The 12,580-nt window shown below is 62.8% G+C and carries 6 protein-coding genes; all 6 read left to right on the top strand.

All coding sequences use genetic code 11. The features are described 5' to 3' along the window. A partial coding sequence (locus tag F3J14_RS10815) for an FAD-dependent oxidoreductase (RefSeq protein ID WP_166722964.1) occupies positions 1-939 on the top strand: 939 nt, incomplete at its 5' end. A 36-nt stretch (positions 940-975) separates the two neighbouring features. After that, positions 976-2,127, top strand: a complete 1,152-nt coding sequence (locus tag F3J14_RS10810; protein ID WP_166722963.1) for a branched-chain amino acid ABC transporter substrate-binding protein — start codon at positions 976-978, stop codon at positions 2,125-2,127. A 291-nt stretch (positions 2,128-2,418) separates the two neighbouring features. After that, positions 2,419-4,242: an AAA family ATPase gene (locus tag F3J14_RS10805; RefSeq protein WP_166722962.1), complete on the top strand. Its 1,824-nt coding sequence runs from the start codon at positions 2,419-2,421 to the stop codon at positions 4,240-4,242. Positions 4,243-4,245: 3 nt separating this feature from the next. Beyond that, on the top strand, positions 4,246-4,890 hold the full coding sequence (locus F3J14_RS10800) for a 4Fe-4S single cluster domain-containing protein (protein ID WP_166722961.1): 645 nt from the start codon (positions 4,246-4,248) through the stop codon (positions 4,888-4,890). 17 nt (positions 4,891-4,907) lie between these two features. Beyond that, complete coding sequence (locus F3J14_RS10795; protein ID WP_166722966.1) at positions 4,908-11,222, top strand: AAA domain-containing protein; 6,315 nt, start codon at positions 4,908-4,910, stop codon at positions 11,220-11,222. Continuing rightward, the gene (locus F3J14_RS10790; protein WP_166722960.1) at positions 11,219-12,565 is read left to right on the top strand and encodes a hypothetical protein; all 1,347 of its coding nucleotides are present in this window, start codon (positions 11,219-11,221) and stop codon (positions 12,563-12,565) included. The genes F3J14_RS10795 and F3J14_RS10790 overlap by 4 nt, the downstream gene beginning before the upstream one ends. Positions 12,566-12,580: the final 15 nt, after the last annotated feature.

Raw genomic sequence — 12,580 nt, 5'->3', positions numbered from 1 at the left:
CCCGCGCGTCACGCACGCAGCGCCGGCGCGCTGGCCGCGCTGCTGTCGCGCGCCGCCGACGGCTATGCGCCGCTGCTCGCTTCCCCGCGACTCGCGGCATTCGTGCGGCCGCGCGAATGCCTGTATCTGTACGCACGGCAGGCGTCGTTCGACGCCGCGCAGCCGTCGCTGGCGCTGCGGCGCCGGCTCGGCGTGCCGTTCGATACGCTCGACGCGGACGCGATCCGCCGGCTCGAGCCCGCACTCGCGCCGATCTTCACGCGCGGCGTGCTATTCCATGGAAGCTGGCACTTCTCCGATCCATGCGGATTTCTCGACGCGCTGTTCGCGCACCTCGCAACCGGCGGCGCGACGCTCGAACGCGCGCAGGTCGAACGGATCGAGCCCGTCGGCGACGGCGTGGCCGTGCATGCGGGCGGTACGGCCGGCCTCTTCGATCATGTGGTGATTGCCGCCGGCGCCCGCTCGCGCGCGTTCGCCGCCGCGTGCGGCGACACCGTGCCGCTCGATACCGAGCGCGGCTACCACGTGCAGTTCGCCGCGCATGAGCGGATCGTCACGCGGCCGGTCGGCTGGGCCGAGCGCGGGTTCTACATGACACCGCTCGACGAAGGGTTGCGCGCGGCCGGTACGGTTGAACTGGGCGGCTTCGATGCCGGCATGAACCGCTCGCTGGTTGCGCTGCTCACGCGTTCCGCGCGCGAAGCGCTGCCGTCGCTCGGCACGCCGACGCGCAGCTGGCTCGGCTTTCGGCCGACGCTGCCGGACGGCGTACCCGTGATCGGCCGCGCGCGGCACAGCGAGCGCGTGATCCACGCATTCGGCCACCAGCATCTCGGCGTCACGCTCGCCGGCATCACCGGGCGGATCGTCGCCGATCTCGTCGCGCAACGCGCGCCGCCGCTGGACCTCGCACCTTACCGGGCCGCGCGATTCTGACGCGCGCCGCAACCTTCACCCCTGCAAGGAGGCATCATGAATCGTCGTAACTGGCTGGCATGGCTGGCCGTCTGCTCGATCGGCACGGTCGCTGCGTCCGCGCAGGCCGCGGACCCGGAACCCATCAAGATCGGCTTCGCCGGCCCGCTGACGGGGCCGGTCGCGCGCGTCGGCAAGGATCTGCAATACGGCGCGCAACTCGCGCTCGACGAGGAGAACGCGAAACATCCGACCGTCGGCGGCAAGCCCGTGCGCTTCGTGCTCGACGTACAGGACGACCAGGCCGACCCGCGCATCGCGATCCAGGTCGCGCAGAAGCTCGTCGACGACGGCGTGGTCGGCGTGATCGGCCACTACAACTCGGGCTGCAGCATTCCCGCGTCGGCCGTCTACAAGCAGGCGAACATCGCGATGATCACGCCCGGATCGACCAATCCTCAACTGACGATGCAAGGCTTCAAGAACGTGTTCCGCACGATGGGGCACGACGGTGTAGGCGGCGTGGTGGCCGGCCGCTTCGCGGTCGAGCAGTTGAAGGCGAAGCGGATCGGCATCATCGACGACCGCACCGCGTTCGGCCAGGGGCTCGCCGACGCATTCGAGAAAGGCGTGAAGGACGCGCACGGCAGCGTCGTCGGTCGCGAATACACGAACGACAAGGCCGTCGATTTCCGCGGCATCCTGACGACGATGAAGAGCAACAACGTCGACCTGCTGTTCTTCGGCGGCCTCGACGAACAGGGTGCGATGCTCGTCAAGCAGATGCGCTCGCTCGGCATCCGCGCGCAGCTGTTTGGCGCCGGCGCGCTCAAGAGCAATGCGTTCCTGAAGATCGCCGGCACCGCGGGCGAAGGCACGCAGGATCTCGAGCCGGGGCCGGCGCTCGACAAGCTGCCGTCCGCGATCGCGTTCGCGCAGCGCTACAAGGCGCGCTTCAACCAGGACGTCGAGCTCTATGCGCCGTTCGCGTACGACGCGGCGCTCGCGATGATCGCGGCGGTCCACAAGGCCGGTTCGGTCGACCGTGCCAAGATCGTCGCGAGCCTGCCGGGGGTGTCGGTCACCGGCGTGACCGGGAAGATCTCGTTCGACGAGCGCGGCGACCTGATCAAGCCGCCGTACACGCTGTTCCGCGTCGAACAGGGACAGTGGCACAGCATTCGCACGGTCGGCGGCGCGTCGAACTGATCGACTGATCGACGCCAGGCAGCCCGGCGGCAGGCGGCGTCATCGCGCCGCCTGCTGCCGCTGCACCTCCTGTGCTTTCATCTGCAGATGACGAGGCGCTGCTGCAGCAGATCGCCAATGTCGTCGCGGGGTTGTTGGGCTAAACGGGAAAATGAGCACGACCGTCGATATTCACTTCTCGACGCGTGGAGACATGTCGACCCGTTTCCAGTACCTCTATTCATTCGGCATATACCGGTCGGAAGGCTATGATAATGTTTTGCTTTAGTTTTCTTCGCGCGCCGTCACGATATGCCTGCCTATATCAAACCAAGATGGTTACGGGATCTACTGCGTTTCCTCCCATTGAAAAGCCAGTTCGTGCTATCGGGAAATGTGCGCGATTTACAGGCCGGTGAGGTTGCCCCTGAAGTTGTGACGGCGCAGTCGCTGGTAAGTACGCTCGGCGACAATCTCCGGGAGACGGGCTATGCGCAGTTGGTCGTCTGGAATCCGATTTCTGGCTTCACGGTGCCCGATAGCCGGGTGCCGCCAGCGGAGCCTGCCGATGAAACCCTACGACGTCTCGGCCTGACGCCTGTGGATGGCACGGCGCCGGGCGGCATCGATGCGCTCACTGCATGCCTTGAACGCCTGTCCACACTACCCGGTCTGCCGATCGCCCTCGTCGTCGATTTTGCTTCTCGGTTGGCAATTCGCGCCGAATCGCTGAACCCGGCCGAACACACACTTTTCACGCGTGCATTGGTACTGGCGCATATGGCTGCGCCACGCCCTGCGGGAGAATTGCGACGTCCGTTTTTTAATACCGTGATCTGGATCGTCGACAAGGAAGGCGATCTGCCAGACTGGTTGCTGATCGACAATCCGCGCATACGGCATATTCCGGTGTCGAAACCCGATAGTGCCGCACGTCGGGCGTTGGCCGGCGCATTGCTGCGTGGCGTACCCGGTGCCCATGCCACTACACCGGACAGTCTTGCCAAGGCGGAATCCGCATTCGTCGACGGTTCCGAGGGATTGCTGCTCGCCGACATGAATGCGATCGCCACGCTCGCCCGCGTCGAGCAGGTTCCTATCGAGAAAATTGCCGATGCCGTGCGGCGTTATAAGGTCGGCGTCACCGAGGATCCGTGGCAGCAGATCGACCGCGACAAGATCCGTTACGCCGACGCTTTCATTCGCCGGCGTGTCAAAGGGCAAGCGCACGCAGTCACGCACATGCTCGACCTCGTCAAGCGCGCCATGACGGGTGTGGGTTCTCAGCGGAAAGGAAACCGGCCGCGCGGTGTCGCATTCCTCGCCGGCCCGACCGGTGTCGGAAAAACAGAACTTGCCAAGACAATCACGAGCCTGTTGTTCGGTGACGAAAGTGCCTACATCCGCTTCGACATGTCGGAATTCAGTGCGGAACACGCCGACCAGCGGCTCATCGGCGCGCCGCCTGGCTACGTTGGCTACGACGTCGGCGGAGAATTGACGAATGCAATTCGCGAACGCCCGTTCAGCGTGGTGCTCTTCGACGAAATCGAAAAAGCGCATCCGCGCATTCTCGACAAGTTTCTGCAAATTCTCGATGACGGCGTGCTGACATCGGGGCGCGGTGATCGCGTGTACTTTTCCGAAGCGTTGATCGTTTTCACGTCGAACCTCGGCATTTACCGCCAGGACGAATCGGGTCAGCGGGTGGCGAATATCCAACCAGGAAACGACTTTGCGGAAATCCAGAAGAAAGTACTCGGGGAAATCCAGCGGCATTTCAAGCTGGTCCTGAACCGACCCGAAATCCTGAACCGCATCGGCGAGAACATTATCGTCTTCGACTTCATCCGCGAGGATGTCGCGACGGATATCTTCGAGCAGATGGTCAGTGCCGTGCTCGACGACGTCGCCTCCCAGGGCATCACCGTCGACCTGGACGCCTGTTCCAAGGCAGCGCTTCAGGCGAGATGTCTCGGCGATCTATCCAACGGTGGCCGCGGCATCCGAAACCAGATCGAAGCGCATCTGCTCAACCCACTCGCACGCGGCCTGTTCGATCAAGATGCGAACGTCGGCGATCAGTTCGTCATCTCGGGCATCGACTCGGGTGCGTTCCACTTGCAAAAGCGCTAGGCCATGGACATCCGCATTTCGCGCCTGCACTTTCCCGTGACGACGCTCGGGCCGGGACAGCGGATCGGCATCTGGTTTCAGGGTTGCGCAATCCGATGCCAGGGCTGCATATCGATGGATACCTGGGCAAACGCCGGAGGCGAAACCACCGTAGACGCCATATTGGCGCAGGTCCGGACCTGGTTGCCTGAATCCACTGGCATTACGATCTCGGGTGGAGAGCCGTTCGATCAGTCCGATGCGCTCATTGCGCTCCTGCATGGCATGCGGCAGCTATCGACAGGCGACATCCTCGTCTACAGCGGCTACACAATCGAATCCTTGGCCAATACCCTGGCCCGAGCCGACGGCCTGATCGATGCGCTGATCTCCGATCCGTTCGACATCGACGCCCCGCAGACACTCCCGCTGCGCGGCAGCGACAATCAGCGATTGCACTGCCTCACGGCACTCGGCCACGCGTGTTTTGCACAGTACGAACACACGCCCCGGAACGACGGCAAGGCACTGGACGTAATGTTCGACGAGGATGGTAGCGTCTGGTTCGCGGGGATACCGGACCGTGACGACTTTCAACGATTGAGAGACCTATTGACCGATCAGGGCCATCACGTCCGGATCAGTGCCGACAAGGCGAGAAATAGATAAGACAGGAAATGTCAGCCATGATGCGTTTTTGTCCGAATTGCCGAACCGAGCGGTCGGTCGACGAGTGGTTCTGTGCCGGCACGGTCGGCGATGCCATTTGCAACTGGGACTTGTCCGGCGTACTGATCCGTGCGACCGGCTGGCGCCCCCAGGACGTGGTCACGGTCGAGACCGTCAATCAGCAAGTGGCTTCGGGCGCGTCGGGAGCCGCTGTGCAGACATCATTGTCGTGCGCGAACGGCCACCCGATGAACGACGGCGACCTCATGTGCCTCGAATGTGGCGCGGATCCTGCCGTACCAGCTGACGCGCACCAGCTCGGCGTCGGCGTTGAGGCTTCCGCAGATCACTCGACGGAGGACTCGTCGCGGGTGCCTCTCGAAGAAACGCGGATCGACGGCTGGCGACTATTGCGTCAGATTTCCAGCGCGGACGGCGTGCGCGAACGCTACGTGGCCCAGCAGGACGAGAGCGGCAGGCAGGCAATCGTGACGCTTTATCGACCAGGTGCCGAACCTGACCCGGCGGTCTACGATGTGGTTCGCCGCCTACCTCGCGAGCACGTGCCGGACATCATCGCTACCGGACGCTGGGATCAACGTGCTTACGAAGTCGCCGAGGAAATGAGCGGCGGGACGCTGGCGGATCTCGGCATAGCCGTACGCGATATCGCGACGATCCGCCATGTGATCGATGAACTTGGTCAGGCTCTGCAGGCGTTTTCGGACGCGGGTCTTCGGCATCGGGACCTGCGGCCCGGAACGCTGCTTGTGCGCAGCCGCGAACCCCTGGACCTCGTCATCAGTGGCTTCGGTTCGGCACGGCTGTCCGAATTCGATCTCGATATCGTCTCACCGCTCGAAATAACGCGCTATATGGCGCCCGAGGCCATTGCAGGCGGTGTTGCCGCGGCGTCCGACTGGTGGAGCCTCGGTATGATCCTGCTCGAGCAGCTGACCGACGGCCGCTGCTTCGAGGGCATCAACCCGCGCGCGTTTCTGATTCACGTGCTGGCCAACGGCGTCACGCTGCCGGACGATCTGGATCCGTCGCTTCACCTCTTGCTGCGCGGCCTGCTGGCACGTGATCGGCATCAACGCTGGCAATGGCCACAAGTCAGAGCCTGGCTGGACGGCAAACCGGTAGATGCACCCTCGGTAGCGACTGTAGATTCCGATAACGACGAAGGTGCCAGCATCGCATTGGGCGCTCGGCTATATCGCAAGCCGGCGGTCTTCGCGCTGGCCGCTGCCGAGCGCGAGAATTGGGAAGCGGCACGCGACCACCTGAATCGCGGCATTGTATTGACATGGGCAGAACAAGCCGGTGTCGGTGGGAAAGCGCTGGCTGGCCTGCGTCAGGTTGCTCAACTCGACGGCGTTGATGACGATTGCCGCCTGATGATCGCGCTCAAGCTGTTGAATCCCGACATGCCGCTTATTCTGCGCGGCGATATTGTCACGCCCGGTTGGTTGCTGCAAAACCCGTTGGAGGGTTACGACCTGGTGACCGGGCCGGTGCCAACATTCCTGGAGCGACTCGGCACCGAAAGCTGGCTGTCCAGGCTACGCTCTCGAGCCGATGAAGTGCGACACCGGGCTGCGCATCTTGGCATCGAACTGGACGAGGACATGGTGCGCGTCGCGCTGCTTTCCACCTCGCGCGCCCAATTGGCTGCGCAATGGGAAGAACGACGCCTTTTGTTGCCGGATTCCGATCATCACGGCCTGCTGTCGCTGTCGGAACGCCGCGTCCTCAGCGAGGAAGACCTTATCGTTCTGTTGAGCGCGGCAATTTCACAGTTTCGTTCGGTCGACGAGATCCTCGATCAAGCGGCAGTCATCGCAGAGCGAGAACAGATTTTGGTTTTTGACCGCCAGGCGGCCCGGTCCGCACTTGCGCTGCCGCGCGTCGAGCTGTTCCACTCTGTCGATGACCGAATCGCCGGATTCGCGCGTACTGGAAATCAGGCGGTCGATGAATGGGCAGAGCAGTTCCGGTTAGAACGCCGCTTGCCGCTGCACGAAGTGGTCGTTCTGTTGTCCGTTCCCGTCGAGCAGTGGCTTGAACCGCAGAAGCAGCAATACGTGTCGCAGATCCTCGACTTCTTCGAGAAAAAAGTCGCCACAACCGTATTGCGCGGTCCGTTGGTACGGATGACCATCGGCAAAACCACGGGACGGGTCGATCTTCACGAACTGAACGGCGAGCGATTCGCCAGCACGGCGCTGCTCGACCATCTGCTCCAACGCAATGTACAGACGGTATCGGTGGACCCGGCCGTGTTTGGTACAAGCGGAACGCTAGAAGGCCGCTTGAACACGCTGTACCGGCAGACTTCGCTCTACAAGCGGGATACCGGCATCGACGGCCTCTATCTGGGCTTCCCGTTCCTGCTTTACAAGGATCATCGCGGCACGACGCGCCCTCGCATCGCCCCCGTCCTTTTGTGGCCCGTCAAATTGCTGATGGAGCTCGGCACGCGAGGCCAGGTCGCGATGGCTTTTGACGGCGAGCGCGAGGAGGTTCGCCTGAATCCGGCGCTCGAGGGCTTGCTGGGGCGGGAGGCCGCCAAGGCATGGCGTGTCGCAGCCGACGAGGTGCTCGGACGTTCCGCGTTGAAAGCGGCCGACGTGGTCGATGCCTTCGGCCTGCTGGCCGACGTGGAAAGTCGGAAACTCGGCGCATTGCCGTCGCCGACTCTCGACATGCCCGTCGGCGCGACGCGCCTCGCCTGCGCCGGTGTGCTCTTTCATGTCGACTTCGCCGGCCAGGCCATCGGCGAGGATCTGCGTCAGCTCAAGCAGTTGTCGCCTTCCGGCACGGCGCTCGAATCGATGCTTCGGCTCAAGGACAAATCCGCCTACGATGCATCCGACGCAGTCTCGACCGAACTCGACCGATTCCTGACGGTGGCAAGCGATCCATCGCAAGAAGCGGCAATCCTGCAGGCGCGCCAGGGGCCCGGACTGCTGGTCGAAGGGCCGCCCGGTACCGGCAAGAGCCAGACAATTGTCAACATGGTCGCCGACGCAATCGGGCAAGGCCGAAGCTTGCTGATAGTCTGCCAGAAGCATGCTGCGCTGGACGTCGTTCGCAAGCGTCTGGTCGCCGAAGGGCTGGGCGATCGCATCGTGATGCTCAACGACGTCAACAAGGACCGCGAGCCAACGATCCGGGCCGTCCGCGAGCAACTGGATGCAATCTTCCGCGGCACCGTGTTCGACCAAGGATTGATACGCCAGCGTGAACGCATGGCCGCGAGAATCGAGGCCCTTGAGGGCGAACTTGATCGTCAGCATGCAGCACTGCATCGCATCGACGAATCAACCGGCCTTAGCTATCGGGCGCTACTCGGCGAACTGATCCGGCTCGAAGCCGGCACACCGCCTGTCAGCGTGCCGCAGTTGCGTACACGGCTTGCCACGCTGGATATTTCGACACTGACAACACTAGAAGAACACTGTGCACCGCTAGCACGATACTGGTTACCGTCGAAGTTCGAAGGCAGTGCACTAGCGCAATTGAAGCCGTTCGCGACGGATACCGCCACGCTCGAAGCGTTCAATGCGATCTTCGCGGGTTTCCGCGAGGCGGAGCGCCTGCGAATCGAGACGCTCACTGCACATCCCGCGCGATTCGATGTCGACGATCCCGCCCCATATCGGGCCTGGCTCGATGCCAACGCCAGCCGCCTTGTCGCGCTGGACGATACGCAACGCAAACGGCTTGCGCAATGGTTGCCGCTATTTCGTCCGGCCGACCATGCCGACGCGCAAGGCCATCGGTATTACACGGCGCTCGGCGGCCTGCATCGCGATCTGTTGGCCGTCGAGACCAGCGGCTTCGATGCCGTGCTATCGGCAGCCGTCGCGCGCTTGCCCGATCCAGAGCTCCGCAAGCTCGAGGCCCAGGCGACGTTGGCAACTCGCGCCCCATCTCTAGTGCGCCGCCTTAACCCGATCACTTATCTGCGGCGTGGTCGCTTGATGAAGTTCGTCACCGGCTGCGGCGCGCCCGCGACAGACGAGACGCTCAGGAAGCTGCTGGCTGCTACCCGGCTCGAAAAGGCCTGGAGGCCGATGCGCGACACCTTGAACACGATCAGCCGGGCGTTGAATCTCGAGACGGTCGAGCCCGCCTGTGGGCGGGCACTCGCCGATGCCTGCCTGACCCGCCTGCGCCAGTTCGAGGAAATTCGCGAACTCGCGCAGCATCTTGCCATCGCGCCACGCGGCGACGAGTTCGACTCGGCCGTGATGACCGGAGATCGAGCGCCCGTCAAACAGTTACTCGACGGTTTCGAGACCGCGTTTGTACGGCACAACGCGCGCCAGCACAGTCTGCGGGCGCTGAGGCCGCTCGATGAGTGGCTTTCGGCAGAACTCTTCACCGCCTGTCAGCAGGCAATTGCCGACAACATCAATTATCAGGCGCCGTTGACCCGAATCGGCGATGCGCTGCCGACCTTGGCCGCCTATCAGCAATTCCGAACCCGAGCACGGCACCTCACCGCCGAGGCGTTCGACGTGTTTGCCATCGTGCGCGACCACGAAGACTCGCTGATGCGTGTGCCGCCTGAACACCTCGACGACGCGGTGCGGCGCATGATCAACCGCGAAGCGCGGCTCGGATGGAAGCGTCGCATGGAGCAGGACAATCCTGAGTTGCTGCTCGACCATAGCGAAACGACCGCAAAGATCGACGCACTCGCGACTGCCGACGAGGAAATGCGTCGTCTGAACCGCGAGATGCTTCGCAACGGCATCGACCACGGCAGACTGGGTTCAGCGCGTGATTGGGAAGACGTGACGCGTCTGACCGGTCGACGCTCCCGGCGTCTGCGCGAATTCATCGAACTCGGTACGGAGCTGGGCCTGATGGCGCTGCGGCCGGTCTGGTTGATGAATCCCGACGTCGCCAGCCGCGTACTGCCGCTGAAATCAGGGTTGTTCGATTCCGTCGTCTATGACGAAGCATCTCAGATGCCGGTGGAATACGCGATTCCGACGCTGTTCCGCGGCAACGTGTCGATCGTCAGCGGCGACGAGAAGCAAATGCCGCCGACGGCGTTCTTTTCGAGCCGAACGGATAGCGACGAAACGGAAATCTTCGACGGCGAGCAACCCGACGAGGCGGCGACGGAAGATGAACGCGAGCGCTTCGAGGACACCTGGAACCGACGTGAAATCAAGGACTGCCCCGACCTGCTGCAACTGGCACGGAGCGCGCTGCCCGTGTCGACGCTGCAGATTCACTATCGTTCGGCGTATCGAGAGCTGATCGGCTATTCAAACGCAGCGTTCTACGAGAACAACCTCAGCGTGCCCGTCCGTCATCCGGATGCCACGGTGCGCGAGGTAAAGCCGCTCGAACTCGTCCAGGTGAATGGTCTTTACGAGCAGCAGACCAACAGCGACGAAGCGGATCGCGTGGTCGCGCATCTGGCGCAACTATGGCAACAGCCCTACGCACAGCGCCCCTCCGTCGGCGTGGTCACATTCAACCGCAAGCAAGCTGACCTCATCCTCGAGCGCCTGGAGCAGCGCGCGGAAGTGGATGAGGCATTCCGCGATGCCTACCGTGAGGAACTCGACCGAACGGATCGTGGCGAGGACATGGCCGTATTCGTGAAGAACGTCGAGAATGTCCAAGGAGACGAACGCGACATCATCATCTTTTCCACGACCTTCGGGCGAAACGGCCAGGGAACCTTCCGACGCATGTTTGGCGTGCTTGGCCAGAGCGGAGGCGAGCGTCGTCTCAATGTGGCAGTGACGCGTGCCCGCCATAAAGTCGTGCTCATCACGTCGATGCCCATCCGCGAGATCTCCGACATGCTCACGACGCAGCGCAAGCCGGCGATTCCGCGCGATTATCTTCAGGGTTATATGGAATACGCACGTGCGATGTCGAACGGTGAACTCCCCGCCGGCCGCGCATTGCTTGGCCGCATGAGTAGCGAACGGGCGCATGCGAAGTTGCGGCAGACGGGTGTCGTCGACGGATTCGCGGAAAATGTGCTTGCTTATCTGCAGGATCTCGGTCTGTCGCCGGTGCCAGCACAGGAAGGCGATGCTTTCGGGCTTGATTTTGCGATTGCAAACCCGGAAACCGGGCTTTATGCGATCGGCATCGAGTGCGATGCGCCGCGTCACCACTTGCTCGAACATGCGCGAGCCCGGGAAATCTGGCGGCCGTCCGTGCTGGGACGAGCCATTCCGAAACTGCATCGCGTCTCGTCACAAGCCTGGTTCCACGATCCGGAGACAGAGAAGGCACGCTTGAAAGCGGCCGTAGAGCTGGCCCTGAGCCAGGAGGTGACGGCATGAGCGGCCCGAAAGTGGTCCGGATCGTGACGCGCGAAGAAATCGTCGCGATCTGCGAGGGACATCTGCAGCGCCTTGACCAAGCCATCGTCACATGGATTGCAGAAGGCCGACGTACCGGCAAGCTGTCGGACGAAGAGATCGCGGCGACCCGGGCTCGCCGTGAAGTGTTGGCCGCCTTGATCGCCACCGACGCGTTCATGGATTTGCAGAAGAAAGTACCCGACGAGATTGCTTTCCTGAAGGCGGATGTCGCCCGGCGTCAACAGGCGGCGGTAGACCAGGCCGAGCAGGCAGCGAAACGCCGACGGCAAGGACGGCACAGCGCGACGGCATTGCTCGGCGCATTGGTAGCGAAAGGCATCGAGATACCGGCTGAACTCCATAGTCAGCTTGATCGCCTGCGCTCGGGTGACATACTCGAAAATGCTGATGTCCTGCTAGCGCAAGGGTTCGCCCTTCTGACGCCCGCTGTGGGACGAACACTCAATGATGCGCAACAGGCGCTAGCGAATCGCCTGATGCCGGCTGAAGCGTCGGCGGACTTCCAGACCTGGAAAGCAGCGCAACTGGCTGCGTCTCGTGATCCGTCGATCGATCGTCTCGATCGACGGATCGGAGAAGCACGGGTATTCCTGGAACCACAAGAAGTTGCCGGGTTCTCGTCGAGATTGGATGCGCTTGAAGACGAAGTGAGCGACGCGCGAAAAAACCTGCTGCTCGACAGCCTGATCCTCGACCTGTCGAGTGCAATCGAGGCAGCCCGCGCACGTCGCGCGGCTCTCGCTGCACTGGAAGAGCTGACGGCAGAGATTCAGGCGTGCGACACGGCAGATACGGCGATTTTTGTCGAACGCGCTCGACAATGCGAGATTGCCACCTCGCCTGACGTCGTGACCGAGCTGATCCAAAATGGGCAGAACCTGATCGCGCGGGTGCGGCAGCAACAAGCCGCGGAGGCTCGGCGCAACGCAGTCCTGAGCGGCTTGGCTCGACTCGGCTATGAGGTGCATGAGGGCATGACGACCGCCTGGGCGAAGGACGGCCGCGTCGTTGTCAAGAAAGCGTCCCTGCCGGGTTATGGTGTCGAAGTCGGCGGTCAGGCTCAAGCCGGCCGCCTGCAGGTCCGGGCCGTATCCCTCGTCGCAAATCGCAATGTCGCCCGCGACAAGGATGTCGAAACGCTCTGGTGTGGCGAGTTCGGCCGGTTGCAGGAGTTGTTGGCACAACATGGCGACGACTTGCTGATCGAGCGTGCGATGGGTGTTGGCGAGGTGCCGCTGAAGGTTGTTTCCGAAATGGACCATGCTTCCGGCACTGAAGCAGCCAAACGCACACTGGGGTAAGCCGGTGATGGAGAA

The organism is Burkholderia sp. Tr-862 (assembly GCF_011753085.1).
GTDB lineage: Bacteria > Pseudomonadota > Gammaproteobacteria > Burkholderiales > Burkholderiaceae > Burkholderia > Burkholderia ambifaria.
Note: the sequence above shows the minus strand (reverse complement) of the source record. Positions and strands in the feature narration are given on the sequence as shown.

Excerpts from the sequence above, each read along its gene's own strand:
- F3J14_RS10810 (WP_166722963.1), top strand. The coding sequence starts at position 976 with ATGAATCGTCGTAACTGGCTGGCATGGCTGGCCGTCTGCTCGATCGGC.
- F3J14_RS10805 (WP_166722962.1), top strand. The coding sequence starts at position 2,419 with ATGCCTGCCTATATCAAACCAAGATGGTTACGGGATCTACTGCGTTTC.
- F3J14_RS10800 (WP_166722961.1), top strand. The coding sequence starts at position 4,246 with ATGGACATCCGCATTTCGCGCCTGCACTTTCCCGTGACGACGCTCGGG.
- F3J14_RS10795 (WP_166722966.1), top strand. The coding sequence starts at position 4,908 with ATGATGCGTTTTTGTCCGAATTGCCGAACCGAGCGGTCGGTCGACGAG.
- F3J14_RS10790 (WP_166722960.1), top strand. The coding sequence starts at position 11,219 with ATGAGCGGCCCGAAAGTGGTCCGGATCGTGACGCGCGAAGAAATCGTC.